The 16042-nt window shown below is 44.1% G+C and carries 13 protein-coding genes and 4 pseudogenes; 1 reads left to right on the forward strand and 16 read right to left on the reverse strand.

Annotated elements, in window-relative coordinates:
• Positions 1–130 precede the first annotated feature (130 nt).
• A complete protein-coding gene (locus tag QNH28_RS25320) occupies positions 131–367 on the forward strand; it encodes a small acid-soluble spore protein SspI (protein WP_283909039.1) in 237 nt (78 codons plus the stop codon).
• Between the two features lie 98 nt (positions 368–465).
• On the opposite strand, the pseudogene QNH28_RS25325 reads toward QNH28_RS25320, so the two are convergent.
• From QNH28_RS25325 to QNH28_RS25400, 16 genes and pseudogenes are all read right to left on the reverse strand, one after another.
• Positions 466–2063: pseudogene (locus QNH28_RS25325) on the reverse strand (peptide chain release factor 3).
• A 2060-nt stretch (positions 2064–4123) separates the two neighbouring features.
• Positions 4124–5675: pseudogene (gene zwf / locus QNH28_RS25330) on the reverse strand (glucose-6-phosphate dehydrogenase).
• A gap of 190 nt (positions 5676–5865) precedes the next feature.
• Positions 5866–6507, reverse strand: a complete 642-nt coding sequence (locus tag QNH28_RS25335) for a YwmB family TATA-box binding protein (RefSeq protein WP_283909040.1) — start codon at positions 6505–6507, stop codon at positions 5866–5868.
• A 295-nt stretch (positions 6508–6802) separates the two neighbouring features.
• A complete protein-coding gene (locus QNH28_RS25340) occupies positions 6803–7456 on the reverse strand; it encodes a response regulator (protein WP_036685532.1) in 654 nt (217 codons plus the stop codon).
• Positions 7434–8508 (reverse strand): annotated as a pseudogene (locus QNH28_RS25345) (sensor histidine kinase). Before QNH28_RS25345 ends, QNH28_RS25340 begins: the two are co-directional and overlap by 23 nt.
• Positions 8509–8588: 80 nt before the next feature.
• Positions 8589–8849: a cell wall-active antibiotics response protein LiaF gene (gene liaF / locus QNH28_RS25350; protein ID WP_283909041.1), complete on the reverse strand. Its 261-nt coding sequence runs from the start codon at positions 8847–8849 to the stop codon at positions 8589–8591.
• Entirely contained in the window at positions 8849–9184 is a 336-nt protein-coding gene (locus QNH28_RS25355; RefSeq protein ID WP_283909042.1) for a hypothetical protein, read from the reverse strand. The genes liaF and QNH28_RS25355 overlap by 1 nt, the downstream gene beginning before the upstream one ends.
• A 355-nt stretch (positions 9185–9539) precedes the next feature.
• Complete coding sequence (locus QNH28_RS25360; protein WP_094874749.1) at positions 9540–10244, reverse strand: PspA/IM30 family protein; 705 nt, start codon at positions 10242–10244, stop codon at positions 9540–9542.
• 3 nt (positions 10245–10247) lie between these two features.
• Positions 10248–10715: a PspC domain-containing protein gene (locus tag QNH28_RS25365; RefSeq protein ID WP_094874752.1), complete on the reverse strand. Its 468-nt coding sequence runs from the start codon at positions 10713–10715 to the stop codon at positions 10248–10250.
• A gap of 4 nt (positions 10716–10719) precedes the next feature.
• A pseudogene (locus tag QNH28_RS25370) lies at positions 10720–11396 on the reverse strand (PspA/IM30 family protein).
• A gap of 44 nt (positions 11397–11440) precedes the next feature.
• The gene (locus tag QNH28_RS25375; RefSeq protein WP_076285318.1) at positions 11441–11743 is read right to left on the reverse strand and encodes a LiaF transmembrane domain-containing protein; all 303 of its coding nucleotides are present in this window, start codon (positions 11741–11743) and stop codon (positions 11441–11443) included.
• A gap of 132 nt (positions 11744–11875) precedes the next feature.
• The gene (locus tag QNH28_RS25380; protein ID WP_283909043.1) at positions 11876–12871 is read right to left on the reverse strand and encodes a sensor histidine kinase; all 996 of its coding nucleotides are present in this window, start codon (positions 12869–12871) and stop codon (positions 11876–11878) included.
• 123 nt (positions 12872–12994) lie between these two features.
• On the reverse strand, positions 12995–13552 hold the full coding sequence (locus QNH28_RS25385; RefSeq protein WP_349655075.1) for a response regulator transcription factor: 558 nt from the start codon (positions 13550–13552) through the stop codon (positions 12995–12997).
• A gap of 185 nt (positions 13553–13737) precedes the next feature.
• Positions 13738–14799, reverse strand: coding sequence for an ABC transporter permease (locus QNH28_RS25390; protein WP_283909045.1), 1062 nt, complete (start codon positions 14797–14799; stop codon positions 13738–13740).
• Positions 14756–15103, reverse strand: coding sequence for a hypothetical protein (locus QNH28_RS25395; RefSeq protein WP_283909046.1), 348 nt, complete (start codon positions 15101–15103; stop codon positions 14756–14758). Before QNH28_RS25395 ends, QNH28_RS25390 begins: the two co-directional genes overlap by 44 nt.
• Positions 15104–15468: 365 nt before the next feature.
• The gene (locus QNH28_RS25400; RefSeq protein WP_283909047.1) at positions 15469–16038 is read right to left on the reverse strand and encodes a hypothetical protein; all 570 of its coding nucleotides are present in this window, start codon (positions 16036–16038) and stop codon (positions 15469–15471) included.
• Positions 16039–16042 lie beyond the last annotated feature (4 nt).

The following is a 16042-nucleotide window of genomic DNA, read 5'->3' on the forward strand; positions in this document are numbered from 1 at the left end:
TGTACCTCCCGTAGCATTTCTATATCTAAAACAGTATAGCATAAGCGAACAAAAACTTGAATTTCCAGCATCTATACAGGGTACATTAAAACGAAGTGAATATCACTATATTTCAAAAAGGAGGTACTTTATGCCGGTTACTATTGACTTACGCCAGGCGATTATTCATAAAGTGCATGGTCAATCTGAAGAAGATTTGCGGCATATGATTGAAGGCTCGGTAGACGGACCGGAAGCAGCACTCCCGGGACTTGGCGCCGTGTTTGAAATGATATGGAAGGACTTAGACACCGCTAAACAAGATAATTTGGTTACTATGCTGCATGATCACCTGGAGACGATTACTCCCGGGAATATCACTTCATAACTAGCCGCAACTAGTGAAAAACCTCCGCTTTCCCATTGTGCAATTGCACGCTGAAGGCGGAGGTTTTTATTAGCAATCAGGAGGTTGGAGCTTCCTGACTATAGTAATGCTTTTGGAGCCATCTCTAGGAACTTAGCTGTCGGGTTCTTATCCATCGCTGTCCGCATAGCATATTCATTCTCGAACAACACGACAAAATTGCCCTTCTTATCTGTAACGAGCGTAGAGTTAATACGGAACTTACTCGCATCTGGTTTAGCATCATCTACGATCCAACGCGCGAACTGATATGGCATACGCTGCAACTGAACATCCACACCATATTCACCCTTCATGCGGTACTCGAACACCTCAAACTGCAGCTGTCCAACTACGCCGAGCAGAATATCGTCAAAGTTAACCGTACGGAATACTTGAATCATACCCTCTTCAGTTAGCTGGTCGACACCCTTCTGGAACTGCTTCGATTTCAAAGCATTTTTAATACTCACTTTAGCAAAAATCTCTGGTGAGAATGTTGGCAGCTCATCGAATTCCAAATCTCCAGCCTGACTCAGTGTATCTCCAATTCTAAAAATACCTGGGTCAAACAGCCCGATAATATCTCCCGGATAAGCTTCCTCTACGATATCACGATCTTGCGCCAAGAATTGTTGCGGCTGGGCCAGCTTAATGTCCTTACCCGCACGTACATGCTTCACACTCATGCCCCGTTCGAACTTCCCGGACACAATACGTAGAAAAGCAATCCGGTCACGGTGAGCCGGGTTCATATTGGCTTGGATTTTGAACACATAGCCAGTAAACTTCTCGTTCATTGGTTCTACCAAACCTGTAGTACTACGGCGTGGTTCAGGCTTCGGTGCCAGATCCAAGAAATTATCGAGGAAAGTTTGTACGCCGAAATTGTTGATCGCACTACCGAAGAACACAGGTGTGAGTTCACCACTTAGTACTTTTTCATAGTCAAAAGCATCGCCTGCTACATCCAGCAGCTCCAGATCCTGACACAGTTGATCATGCAGATATTCTCCAGCCATTTCACGAATGATTGGATCACGATATCCGTCGACCTTTTGTACCTTGATTACGGAGTGATCGTCACCTTGGAACAGCTCCACCTGATTCTTCATCCGGTCATATACGCCGCATAGCTCACGTCCACTACCGATCGGCCAGTTCATAGGCACAGAGCGAATACCCAGTACCTGCTCCAGCTCTTCCATTAGATCAAACGGACTGCGTCCTTCACGGTCCAGCTTATTGATAAAAGTAAAGATCGGAATCCCACGTTTAGCACATACCTGAAACAGCTTGGTCGTTTGGGTTTCCACACCTTTTGCTACGTCGATAAGCATGACCGCACTATCCGCTGCTGTTAGTGTTCGGTAGGTGTCCTCACTAAAGTCTTGGTGACCCGGTGTATCCAAAATATTCACACGGTGATTCAAATAATCAAACTGCATCACAGAGGAAGTAACAGAAATCCCCGTTGCTTTTCAATTTCCATCCAGTCACTCGTTGCATGCTTGTTCGCCTTACGGGCCTTAACCGTTCCCGCCAAACGGATAGCACCACCGAATAACAGTAGTTTTTCCGTTAAAGTTGTTTTACCCGCATCCGGGTGGGAAATGATCGCAAAGGTTCTGCGTCTATCCACTTCCTTTTGCAGCTTCTGATCTATTGCTTTGTTCATTACACATATCCCTTCATATATAAAATTCCTGCTTCTGCTTCAATTACACTGGGGTTATCTTCAAATCGGTGCTCTGCTCATTGTTCATACCCCTTCATTTCTAAATGAATAGCTATCTTAGGTCTAGCTCCAGTCCGCTTCAAGTGAAAGCATCCTCTAAAGTATATCAAAATCCGGCAGACATTATCTACTAAAAAGCTTGTGCAGCAAAATATCTCCCAAAACAGGTCTATATCCTGTTCACCAGTTCCCATAGCTCAAGAAGAAAAACGCCTGACTGCGTCCTTATTGCACTTATTCCCTAATAACAATCCCATTCCCGGGTGATTCAGGGCAGATAAGAGCGCTAGCTCGTTTACGTTATCGGAGACACACTGTATTCGGTTTTTCGCATACAATCGGCTCGTTTACGTTACTGGCAGCACATTGTATTCGGTTTTTCGCATACAATCGGCTCGTTTACGTTACTGGCAGCACATTGTATTCGGTTTTTCGCATACAATCGGCTCGTTTACGTTACTGGCGGCACATTGTATTCGGTTTTTCGCATACAATCGGCTCGTTTACGTTACTGGCGGCACATTGTATTCGGTTTTTCGCATACAATCGGCTCGTTTACGTTACCGGCGGCACATTATATTCGGTTTTTCGCATACATTCGGCTCGTTTACGTTACCGGCGGCACATTATATTCGGTTTTTCGCATACAATCGGCTCGTTTACGTTACTGGCAGCACATTGTATTCGGTTTTTCGCATACAATCGGCTCGTTTACGTTACCGGCGGCACATTGTATTCGGTTTTTCGCATACATTCGGCTCGTTTACGTTACCGGCGGCACATTATATTCGGTTTTTCGCATACATTCGGCTCGTTTACGTTACTGGCAGCACATTGTATTCGGTTTTTCGCATACAATCGGCTCGTTTACGTTACTGGCGGCACATTGTATTCGGTTTTTCGCATACAATCGGCTCGTTTACGTTACTGGCGGCACATTATATTCGGTTTTCCGCATACATTCGGCTCGTTTACGGTACTGGCGGCACATTGTATTCGGTTTTTCGCATACAATCGGCTCGTTTACGTTACTGGCGGCACATTGTATTCGGTTTTTCGCATACAATCGGCTCGTTCACGTTACCGGCGGCACATTGTATTCGGTTTTTCGCATACACTTGCTCGTTTACGTTACTGGCAGCACATTGTATTCGGTTTTTCGCATACATTCGGCTCGTTTACGTTACCGGCGGCACATTATATTCGGTTTTTCGCATACAATCGGCTCGTTTACGTTACTGGCAGCACATTGTATTCGGTTTTTCGCATACAATCGGCTCGTTTACGTTACCGGCGGCACATTGTATTCGGTTTTTCGCATTCATTCGGCTCGTTTACGTTACCGGCGGCACATTATATTCGGTTTTTCGCATACATTCGGCTCGTTTACGTTACTGGCAGCACATTGTATTCGGTTTTTCGCATACAATCGGCTCGTTTACGTTACTGGCGGCACATTGTATTCGGTTTTTCGCATACATTTGTCCGTAAGCTCGACTAAAACATGCATTTCGGAGGATAAGGTCCGTTCGGTCGTCCCAAAGAGGTGTGTGTTAATTGAAAACAAGGCTCCCCATGGCCCCCCGTTGAATATAGGCCCCTCCCTTGATTTCGTTTCCCATTTCTCCGCAGTCTCTTATAGTAAAATAGTTGTATTTCCTACACTTATAAGAAGTATTAGCATTTCCAATCGCCTTTAGTTGTATTTGATGCAATTAAAAATTCAATGTGCTAGCTATTCGGCCTTATGCGGAGAAAATAGTTGCAGAGAATACACTTAAAAGACTAATTTCCACCCAATATGTGATTTTAATTATACAAAGTGCAGTTATTTGAAAAATACTCCTGTCGCCCGAGCGGCATTTGTAGCCAGTGTGGCCTTGGGAGGCTGAGTGACCTTGTTGGCCCAAGCGACCTGGCAGGGGCTGAGTATTCTCTAATCTCAGCATTACAAAAAATCTCCCTGCATCCTCTGCAGGGAGATAGCATTAACACAAAGTTTAGTTATTCTTCAGCCATACTACATTATCTTCTTCCTGACCGTTTACCGGCCACCAATGGAAGCCATCCTGAGCGAGCAATTGATCCGCTTCAACCGGACCCCAAGTGCCAGCAGGATAAGCAGATAGATCACTTGATTCTTCCTTCCAAGCCTTCGCAATACGATCCACGAATGACCATGCCGACGATACCTCATCCCAACGAGTGAAATAAGTGGAATCTCCGCGTGCGGCATCATGAAGCAAGCGCTCGTAAGCTTCCGGAGAATTGATTCCAACCAAACAGCTCTGACAGAAGTCCATAGCAAGCGGTTGAATTTCAGACTCGGAACCCGGCTTCTTGGCATTGATCTTTACATAAATGCCTTCCATTGGGTTCACACGGATAACAAGCAGGTTAGGCTCCAGTGTATGCTTTTGTCCCAAATAAACATTGGTTGGCATTCCCTTGAACTCAACTACCACTTCCGTTGTCTTCACCGGCAGACGTTTACCTGTACGAATGTAGAATGGAACTCCAGCCCAGCGGAAGTTATCTACAAACACACGGGCAGCAAAATACGTCTCAGTACTCGATTCAGGATCAACCTTATCTTCCTGACGATAAGCAGGAAGGGTCTTCCCATTGTGCAAGCCTTGAATATACTGTGCTCTCACGACATTCTCACGAACCTCGTCAGATGTACCATAAGGACGAAGTGAACGAAGTACCTTCACCTTCTCGTCACGAATATCTTCTGCAAGCAGACGGCTTGGTGGTTCCATCGCGATCATAGTCAGCAGTTGCAATATATGATTTTGGCCCATGTCCCGTAAGGCTCCAGCATGGTCATAGTAACCACCACGCTCTTCAACACCTACGGTTTCGCCAAGTGTAATTTGAATATTGGCAATATGCTTATTATTCCAAAGCGGCTCGAAAAAAGCATTGGCAAAACGAATGACTTCGATATTCTGAACCATTTCTTTACCAAGATAATGATCGATCCGGTAGATCTCCTCTTCCTTGAATACCTCACGGATCTGCTCGTTCAAGCTGCTCAGCTGACTCCAGGTTATATCCAAAAGGCTTCTCGATGACGAGGCGATTCCATCCTGTGCTATCCAGCATGCCGCCAGCCTTAAGGTTGAACGAAACACTACCGAACAATTCAGGTGCGAGCGCAAGATAGAACATCCGATTGCCCGGAATTCTGAACTTCTCTTCAAGAGCTTCTGTTTGAGCTCTTAATTCACGGAAGCCATCAATATCGTTGATGTCCAGAGATTTGTATTCAAAATGCTGTACAAACTCATTCCATTCGCTCTCTTCTCCCGCTTTATAACGGCAGAATTCAAGGATGGATTCCTTCACATCACTTCTAAATTCTTCCTGAGTACGCGGGCGCCGCGCCACGCCAATTACCGCAAAATCATGTGCCAGCTTACCTTCACGGTACAAGCTGTAAATCGCCGGGAAAAGCTTACGCCGGGCTAAATCTCCGGTTGCCCCAAAGATAAAAAAGACAGCACCGGGTGTGTGCAGTGCATCAAGGGTTTGATTTTCAGCCATGGCTCCTCATCTTTCTGTATGTAATATAGTTTATTGACATTCTCAGCGTCGAGAAAACGACGTTATGTCATTTTAGCATATTCCTAAAAAGGATGCTATCAGATTCCTGACAAATACTCTCGGGATTTCGCAAATTTCAATTAAAATTTCTTATTACTACCTATATCTCCGCTTATAAAAGAGCAATATGTCAATATTCTATGGTGATTAATGGAAATCCAATCGTTAGGCGATTCGTCCCATGTTGATCTTCCTGATGCACTGCGATTTGCGCTGAAACCGAATGGTTGCCGCTAACTATAGAGCGTTTTAAATCAAGAATTGAATACGTACGGCTGACTGTTGCTACATCCTTATAGCTCTCTTTCTCATCCACGGCTTTAAACTGCTCTTTAAGTAATCCTTCTGTTTGTGACAGTACGCCTTCAGGTCCTCCCTGTTGGTCAGCGATTCCTTGAAGGGATACGTTCCATTCTGCCTTGATGTTACTTTGTTCTAGAATTGTACTTACTTCATCAGCAAGCCCCTGAAAGCTAGCTTCATCCTTTAAATCAGCCGTATCTAACGTCACAATAACATAACTATTTCCTTCTTCAAGCTCACTCCAAAATAAGGAGAGACGTGATCCATATGGTTTTACCGCTGCTGAACGATAAGTCATATGCCCATCTTCATCAATACCTGACGGTACTGTCAATCCAAGACGGGTGCTAAGCTTAGCCACTTCTACAGAAGGATCATTGTAACCGCTGATTGCCCCTTGCCATTTTAAGACGATACGTAGTGGTGAACCAGATACCGTTGTTTTCGTCCCGAGATCTATTAAACTCATCAGAGAACCATTCAGTTCTGATGTTACTGATGCTTGTGAAACAACTTCGTCTTGATCGATTGATTTTGCTTTAACACTTTGAAGGTTTACCAGTAGAGCTACAGTGAAGCACAGGAATAATAATATAAAAAGAGTCCCTTTTTTGTTCCGTTGTTCAACATAACCTTCAGCATAATTTATTCTCCCTTTCGAACCTCTCTAGCAATCTACTAGACAGTATGTACGAATTAGGAGATTCTAAACCTGGTCCATCATTAAAAAAAGACTGAAGCAAGAGGCTTCAGTTCTTTGGTTTCTATTCAGCTAGTCCATTTTTATATGCATAAATTGCTGCTTGGGTTCGGTCTTCCACACCCAGCTTCGCGAGAATATTCGTTACATGAAATTTCACAGTCTTGATCCCAATAATTAGTTGGTCCGCGATATCTTGATTCGATTTACCTTGCGCCAGCAGACGTAATACTTCCATCTCGCGCTCCGTAAGCTCTTTATAAGCAGGTGATTCACCTTTTGCATTGTTTCGAAAACGATTCATCATTTTAGAGGCGACCTGTGACTCGAGTACAGACTGCCCTCTTGCCGCAGCGCGTATAGCATCCGCCACTTCGCTAGCTCGTGAGGTCTTTAATAGATAACTGAACGCACCCGCTTCAATCACCGGATACATTTTTTCATCATCCAGATAGCTTGTCAACACAATAACTTTGATTTCGGGATACTGCTTCATTAGCTGTTTGGTCGTTTCAATCCCATCCATGCCGTCCATTACGAGATCCATCAAAACTACATCCGGATTGTACTCCTGTGCCAAGCGGATACCTTCTTCCCCGCTTCCAGCTTCCCCTACGACTTCAATTCCGTCTTCAGTACCTAGAACAGCAGCTAGTCCGATCCGTACCATTTCATGATCATCTACAAGCAATACTTTAATGGCTTCCTCCATCTCCATGGTCACTCTTTCCTCCTATTATTCATTGACTAACGGAACGGTAATTTCAATCCGCATTCCTTTACCCGGAGCGGTAATAAACTGAATGGAACCTCCGATTTCATTCATCCGCTCCTGCATATTCGACAAACCGTAGGAAGTTTGTTTACTATCATCCAATTCAAAACCGATCCCATCATCACGGAGCGTCAAACGAACCGTATCTCCTCGCCGGTGAAGTCTGATTTCCATCTTTTCTGCTTTCGCATGACGAAGCGTATTGGAGATTGCCTCCTGTACAATACGGAATAAGTGATTCTCTACCCCTTTTAGCAATTGTACATCAGGGTCCATCTCAAACACGATTTCAATCGGAACCTTAACCTTAAGTTCCTTGATCAACTCCTGTAGCCCCTGCGCCAATCCCTTACCTTCCAAATAAACAGGTCTCAAATGTAGCAATAATGCTCTCATCTCTGATTGAGCGACAGCAGACATTTCTTCAATAAGTGCAATTTGCCGTTGCGCCTTGTCAAAATCCTTCTCCAGCGTCCGACCTACAGCCGTGGCGGTCATAGAGATCGCAAACAACTGCTGTGAGACAGCATCATGCAATTCACGCGCAAGCCGCTGGCGCTCTTCCATAATAGCAGATACTCGTGCTTGCTCTGCGAGCTTCGCGTTATTTGTAGACAAACGCTGTAGCGTTGTCACTTGGTTTTCCCATTTTCCGCTGATTCGACCCAATTGTTCTCCGAGCCTTCCCAGCTCATCGTCACCCAAGTCAGGCATAGATAGCGTTAAGTTTCCCTTCTCCCACAATACGAGAGTTTCTCTCAGGCGTTCCAACTTTCGCTTTACCCGGAAGCTCTGATAGAAACCAAAGCCAACCCCGAAACCCATAGGCAGTAGAATTAGAGTAAATGCCGTGCGTAATCCAATCATCCAGCTTTCAAAAGGCTTCAAATAGCCATATGTATACATGGTGTACAATATCACAAGCAGCATGACAAAAGAGAACAGAGCCCCTCACCCATACTGCGTGACATCATATTTTTGTTCTTTTTATCCATACGGGGACCCTCCCTTCTGTATCAAACTAATCAGGATAATCGCACATCCAAATCTCCCATTAAATAAGACACACTAAATTTCACCTTATATTCACTGCTCTCATAGTTAGGGACTTCCAATTCAGACGGTTTAGCATACCAGTATCACGTTGGTTACCGAATTCAATCGATCCAAACAGCACAAAGGCTTCGATTTCTATACCAAAATCATCTGACAATTGAATGTCCATATCACCAAAGATCCCTTGAAACAGCATAACCGTTTCCTTTTGCTCCGCCATAGCCAGTGAAAGATCAAGATCGGCCTCTCCAAGGATATGCCATGAGCTGAGGCTATGCATCACCCAGGGTGAGCGATCCCAGTCAAATCTAGACGAAAAGTTCTGCTTCTGCATAAACCCTTCCTTACGCTGAACTCTTTTGGATTTAGTAAAAACATTCCCAGTGAGATCAAGCAAATCCCCAACACGAGCACCAAATGATCCAGCAAAAGCAATATAGCGCCAATCCCGAGCAGCTTATAACCCTGCTTTACTTTGCCTGACGTCGTGCGGTAGACCCCTAGAAGCAGGAATAGAAGCGCGACAATGGAGAAAAAGCCGAGCCATCTACCAAAAATCATCATGCAGCCAACACCGATCAGTCCGATGGCAATCAAACGGTTTCGTTTATCCATTTCGCACCTCCTATAAGTTTTGCGTAGCCAAAACTTTGTTATATAGTATCCGTGAATTAATCGTCACTACGAGGAATGTTTAGACTTTCGGTCGCTGTTGTTCACAGATTTCTTTATTTGAACACTCGATAGAGGTTGAAATCCGTGAACAAAGGCGAACGCTATCGCTCCTACAGTTCCAAACTTCCTCTCCCTGACTTTACACCGGCTTAAAGTTTAAATTTTGCTTCGAAAAACCATCTTCGTCAATATATTATAGCCAGCTGCTACAAAAGCCATATCGGTATGGAGATCCATACCGTATGGCTTCTTCTTGTCCAGCATATCATATCTACTTAAGTTTTAGGAACAGGATTTAATCTTCTTTTTTGTTTAAAGAAGGAGCAGCCGGTGTATCATTCAGCTTGCTTCTCAGTGCAGCCAGTTGCTCATCCACTTTCAGTTGTTTCTCAACATCGACTGGTTTAGTGTAAGCAGCGGATGGGCTGTAAGGTGCACGCATTACATCTGCTTCTGCTTCAAGCTGCATAATCTTCTCTTCCATCCGGTGGAATCCGAGTGACGCACTGCCACTTTCGATGGAATGTACGCTACTGATTTGTGTCATTTGTTTCTTCGCTTTAGCCATTTGAGCGCGGGATACGAGCTCGTTACGTTTGTTGCGAAGCTTGTAGAATTCATCCTTCATATCGTGCAGCTGCCCAACCAATTCCTTCGCTTGCACTTCAGCTTGAGCATGAAGATCGCTGTATTCCGCTTGTTTTTGATCGAAGTATATTTTTTCTTCCAACAGCTTGCGGGTAACTTCTTCTTGGCCGTTTTTCAATGCCAATTCAGCTTGTGCTCCACGTTGTGCGGACATTTTTGCTGCTTCTTCCACGCGTTGCTTCATGCGACGTTCGTTCGCCATTTGCTTGGCAACTGTAACTTCTGCTTCGTGGATTTCAGCCTCCATATCGCGCAGATATTGGTTAAGCATTACGATTGGGTCCTCTACCTTATCCAACAAGTCATTTACCGACGCCTTAGTCATATCTTTAATTCTTTGAAATACTCCCATGATTTACAATTCCCCTTTCTCATATTTAGACAGTTTTTGTTTGAGTTCTTCAACTTCTTTTTGCAGAGCCTTCTTCTCGATATCCTTCATCATCGCATCCAAACCGGAATCCGGTGCGGAATATGCGTTGTTCTTCTCAAAATTAGGATTGTAGTTAGGTTGGCGTCCGTAAGGTCCATGTCCGCCATTAGCCTGCGGTCCGTGTCCATGTTCTGGTCTACCTGAGTAAGGACCATCGAATGGGCCACCCGGTGCACCAGGGCCTGGTCCGAAAGGATTATAATGCGTAGGCTCCTTCGGAATGACCAGCGCTGCAATGAAGTACACTGGAATCACGGCACCTCCTGTAAACGGAATGCTGACCAGTAACAGAATCCGGAATAGCGTGGAATCAATACCGAGTGTCTCAGATAATCCACCTGCAAGACCCGTCATCACTTTATCTCTAGTTGAACGATATAATCGACTCATAGCGCTACTCCTTTCCACCATTGTTCAGTTTCTCCTTTAAGCGTGCCATTTCTCTTCGAGTACGGTTGCTACAGTCTCACCTGCTTGCACCGCATATTCCTGTCCCATACGACGTACATCGCGCAGGCTCTTCGCTTCTAATTCCCAATCTGACATCCGATCTTCCAGACGTCCGAACATTTTGGGAACATCACCGCCATTACCATAAGCACTTGCTCTTTGGTTCATACGTTGCTGTAGTCTCAGCGACTCCATCCGTGCCGCGTAATACTGACGTTTGCTGTACACTGTCTGATACTCTATTTTCAGCTCATTCAGCTGTCCTTCAAGTTCAAACAAGGATTGCTTACTTTGTTCAAGTAGCCCGCTGTACTGCTCCAACTTTTCCTCGTGAATGATCTTTTCTTGTAAAGCCAACTTTGCCAGATGATCTTCGCCCGCTTTTAATGCGAGTAACGCCTGTTCCTCACGTTTATTTCTCATGGCAGTCGCTTGATTCACTTGCTGCTGCAATTGCTTCGTATGGGAAGCGTATTGCTGATACAGTCTTTCAGCTTCACTGATTTCCTCGCGAGTTGAATGTAGAAATTGATCAATTAGCTTCACAGGATCTTGACTTTGCTCTAGACGTTCATTTAGATTAGCTACTGTAATATCCCTCATGCGACGAAAAACACTCATAATCTCCTGCTCCCTCCCTGCTTCTTGTTTAAGTACAATTCTTCTTAATAAGTACCATTTCTTCTACCCTTTAAAGCTGACACTCCCCATACGATCAACGCCACACCTAGCAGTGGTCCGATGATCCAGGAAAGCTTCGCGATCAGGGACATGACACCAATGAACATTAGTACCCAACCGATAACCTTGCGTCCACTCTTAATTCCATAGTACCCGAGAACAACCAGCAATACTGGGAACAGTAGTCTGAAAATACCGTGAATCAGAGGAAGCGCTAAACCGAGTAGCATTACCGCACCAATCACAATCAGTACAACCGCCAATCCGTTTCCTTGTCTTCTTTGCATTATTTTCTCACCGCCTTTCGTTGTCCTTAACCTTATAGCCTTATTCTAGAGCAATTCGCAGACTTTCAAAACAGACCAACGACGGTTTTTGGTACTGGACCTTAGTCGAGGTAGCTGTACGACTGCAGACCACTATAGGGCTAGCAAAGCACTTTTCATCAATGAAATAGCGACTTTAATGAGAAAAAACCCCAATTTAGGGGTAAGGCTTGGAGTATTTTCAGAATCAGCGTATCGGCAAAAATATAGAAAAACACTCCCTTTACTTAGCTCGGATTTCACCTTTATATATCCACCCTGCTCGGTCACAATTTTACGGGCTAAATAAAGACCTATGCCAACACCTTCAGTTCCATTGGAACCCGCACCTCGGTAAAATCGTTTAAAGATGTCATTAATCTCAGTGACAGGAATTCCTATTCCAACATCGGCAACATCAATCCTTGCAAAAAGCTCATACCTGCGAATCGTAATCCTAACCCTCCCGGACCCAAGTGTATATTTCAGAGCATTATCGATGATGTTATAGATAGCTTCTCCCGTCCACTTGGGATCATGTTGCAGCGTAATCTCCTGATCGGTTTCAAGTAAGATTTCTATATCCTTTAGCTCTGCTGCTGGAAACGCCTGTTTAATGGCTGACAACACCGTATTCTCAAGATTATGCTTCTCCGCATGAAGCTCTATAATACCGGATTCAAGTCGTGATAACTTGATCAGATTCACCATGAGCCAAGATAACTTCTCAATTTGACTACCCATATGACGAGTAAATTCACTGCGCTTTTCAGCAGGGAGCCCTTTATCCATCAGAAGACTGTTATACATCCCTAAATTAGCTAAAGGGGTCTTGAGTTGATGAGAAATATCAGAGATCAATGTTTTGACCTCGTGACTCTCTTCACGATAGCGCCGCTTCTGCGAAGACAACAGCTCAGATAATTGAAGGATCTGATGCTGTAATTTAGAGAGGAGTGTATCCTCCTGCACCGGGAACATCTGAGTCATTTGTCCATTGATAAGATCTTGAATCAATCCCGACAATGAAGATAGAGTGTTTAACATTTCTTTACGAAGAGCGAACACAAAACCTGTAAACAGCAGGGCTATCACGCTGACAAACACCACGTGATCCGATAACTACAGATCTCTCAGGCTTATAATAGATAAGCATAGAGCCAAACAAAGCCACGACTACAACAAAAAGGGCGAAAGAACTCCAAATTATTTTTATAAAAGGGTTCTTCATCCTTACTCTCCCCATGTGTAGCCGATACCGAATACAGTTTTAATATATTGACAGTCTTTAGGATCATCCTCTATTTTGGCCCGCAGCCTACGAATATTTACGCTCAGCGTATTCTCATCCACGAAATTACCTTCAATATCCCATAGCTTCTCCAGCATCAACCTCCGAGTAAGAACCTGTCCTCTATTCTCGGTAAGAATGGCCAGTAGACGATACTCATTGGTAGTTAGTTTTATTTCCTGTCCATATTTGTAAACCTTCATTTTGGCTGAGTTAATCGTAATATCCTTGTATTGAAGCAGCTCTGAGCTACCACCAGTGGCTGTTCGACGAAGTACAGCCTTCACACGCTGTAAAAGAACAACCATACTAAACGGCTTAGCGATATAATCGTCTGCCCCTAGCCCAAATCCAGTGACCATATCCTGCTCAGTATCATTGGCCGTTAGAAAGATTAACGGAATGGAATTCGTTCGCCGAATTTCTTGGCACAGTGCAAGACCACTCCCATCTGGCAGATTAATGTCCAAAAGGACCAGACCGATGGTCTGATCCTGAATCGCAGAGGCCCCTCCTGGTAAGAAAAGGCCTGAATAATACTATAGTGTTCTTTTTCAAGCATGAACTTTAGCCCCTCATTTAAGAGACTGTCATCCTCTACAATTAGAATGGTTGTCATTGAAACTCACCTCTATACCTATCATTGTAACAAGCAGAGGAAGGCTACGCTGTAAATTAAATAGCTCTATTCCATTTGCCGTAGACGTTCCACAATGCTGTCCTTTTTAATTTGCTTATAAGCAATAAGCGGAACACTCAGGCAAACCACAAAAACGAGTACAATTGCAATAGAAAGCGGAAGGGTTGGGAAGCTAAACACAGCATAAGTAGCTTCTTGGCTGAACAGGCTATAAGCACCATAACTGAGTAATGTGCCTATTGTTGAGATTAACAATGTCGATATGATCGCATAACCTGCCCCTTCGAACAGCAGCAGCTTTCTCATCTGCTTAGAGGTCATCCCCACGCTCTCCATCACTGCGAACTCCAGTTTTCGGGCCACAACGCCAGTATACATAATATTAATGTAATTCAATATTCCAATCAGCGCTAGAATGAGTGCAATGCCTCCACCCATAATATAAAAGGTTAGCTTGGCCGATTCCATGAACTTTTCCATATACAGCTTCGACTCCAGCTTCAGCTCACCATCTCCGCCGATGAGTCCTTCCAATTGATCGGTAATCTGCTTCCAGTCTTTTGGGTCAGCATTAATATACACTTTACTTATAAGTGGGTTTTTCATGTATTTCTCCATAGCAGTATGACTGATGTATACATTCGGAGCTACAAAATGTGACGATCCTAGCGAGCTGAAATCAGCAAGCCCTCCAATTTCGAAAGATTGTGCAGCTTCGCTGTTTATAGGACTGATTTGAAAGTTATCTCCCATCTTAATACCACCGAGATTAAAATTGTCCAGCAGGGCAATCTCACCCTTTTCAAAACGTTTCATATCCACAGTGATTCTTAATTTCTCTTCCATCTTCTTGAGCTGATCTGAATCTAGCCCAATAACATGGGTCATTGAAAACATGCCTTGAGGCTTAGCCAATTGTTCATCGGTAGGGCGATCTGTGTGATATGATTTTGCGAATTCATCCATATACTTACTGAATACCTCAGGATCATACTTGATCTGACCTATCCCAGTGTAAGCTTTGAAGACCTCTTTACTCCCTTTATATCCTGAATTTCCTTGATCATATCCTCTGTAATCTTGGCTTTCTCTTCCCCTCGAATCCAAAGGACATCGTTTGATTGGACAGCGTGAAGTCATTATCCATGTATTCAGCAATAAAATGATCCGTACTCATACTAAGTACAAGTGTATTGATTACCAGAAAAGTCGTGAGCCCCAGAAATAAAGAGAGAAACACAACCATCGCCCGTTTTTTCACTCTAAAAATATTACGCCAGGCCAGTCGATGCAGCTTAGATCCGCCAGTTCCCCGCTTCGTCTTAGCTTTAACCATCGTCCCTGTATATCTCACCGCTTCTATTGGAGAGACTTTACCAGCTATAGAGGCAGGTTTGATAGCGCTAAACATGGTGGTCAACCAAGCAAACAACGCAGCTCAATAAAGATTAACGGATGAAAAGAAATCACCACGCCCGTATCCAAATCCATTGTACTCATAGCCAGGGGCACCATTACGAAGGAAGTCACAGCTCCTGCGGCAAGTCCCAGTGGGATAGCGATAAGCGCTAACCGTGAGGCTTGTGCCCTGACTATTTTTTAATTTGCTGCTGTGTAGTTCCTAGCGTTCTAAGCAGACCGTAGAACCTTGTATCCCGTGAGACAGAAATATAAAGCACATTATAGATCAGTAAATATCCGCTCAGCATAACAAATAATATAATTCCAGCGTAACCGATCAAAGTCGCTGTTCTATCCGAAGAGGTAGACGATTGGTTAGAAACAGGTTCGAGCTTTTGATTTTTTCCAAAGGAATATCCTGTTGCAAACGTGAGATAAGTTCATCCGTGTTTTTCTCATTAAATAAAACAGTGGCATTTTGGGATTCCCAAGATCTACACCATGTGCTTCAGCAAAAGCCCCCGATACCAGCATAGCGCCAGTATTTCCGGTACGGGCATGACTGTAATCGGTAAACCATCCACTTAGTATGAAGTTGTTACTCTCTTGAGATTTCACCCCATCGCGCGTAACGGAGTAGGTAAATGGCAAGCTCATGCCAATCTGCGGATCATCCATCCCCATCGACTGTAATATCCATAAAGGAACGGCAATTTCATTGTCCTTCTCTGGGTACTTGCCCTTGAGCCCGTCGATTACAGGCTTACGCATCTCTGTCCATTCCGTAGAGTCATACCAGAGCAAAGCTAAACTAAGATCTCCCATTTCAGGAGTTTTGACAACATTCCCTACTTTGGACTGAAGTCCGATGGTCTTAATATAGGAAAGCGTCTTTAACTTGTTTAATTGCTGTTCTGACGGTGAGGTCAAGTAAACATCAGCCATGGTT

The sequence above is a fragment of the Paenibacillus sp. G2S3 genome (assembly GCF_030123105.1).
Lineage (GTDB): Bacteria > Bacillota > Bacilli > Paenibacillales > Paenibacillaceae > Paenibacillus_AQ.

Coding starts and splice junctions, on each gene's coding strand:
- QNH28_RS25320 (WP_283909039.1), top strand. CDS start 131: ATGCCGGTTACTATTGACTTACGCCAGGCGATTATTCATAAAGTGCAT.
- QNH28_RS25335 (WP_283909040.1), bottom strand. CDS start 6,507: ATGAGTTTAATAGATCTCGGGACGAAAACAACGGTATCTGGTTCACCA.
- QNH28_RS25340 (WP_036685532.1), bottom strand. CDS start 7,456: ATGGAGATGGAGGAAGCCATTAAAGTATTGCTTGTAGATGATCATGAA.
- liaF (WP_283909041.1), bottom strand. CDS start 8,849: ATGCATAGCCTCAGCTCATGGCATATCCTTGGAGAGGCCGATCTTGAT.
- QNH28_RS25355 (WP_283909042.1), bottom strand. CDS start 9,184: ATGGATAAACGAAACCGTTTGATTGCCATCGGACTGATCGGTGTTGGC.
- QNH28_RS25360 (WP_094874749.1), bottom strand. CDS start 10,244: ATGGGAGTATTTCAAAGAATTAAAGATATGACTAAGGCGTCGGTAAAT.
- QNH28_RS25365 (WP_094874752.1), bottom strand. CDS start 10,715: ATGAGTCGATTATATCGTTCAACTAGAGATAAAGTGATGACGGGTCTT.
- QNH28_RS25375 (WP_076285318.1), bottom strand. CDS start 11,743: ATGCAAAGAAGACAAGGAAACGGATTGGCGGTTGTACTGATTGTGATT.
- QNH28_RS25395 (WP_283909046.1), bottom strand. CDS start 15,103: ATGTTTAGCGCTATCAAACCTGCCTCTATAGCTGGTAAAGTCTCTCCA.
- QNH28_RS25400 (WP_283909047.1), bottom strand. CDS start 16,038: ATGGCTGATGTTTACTTGACCTCACCGTCAGAACAGCAATTAAACAAG.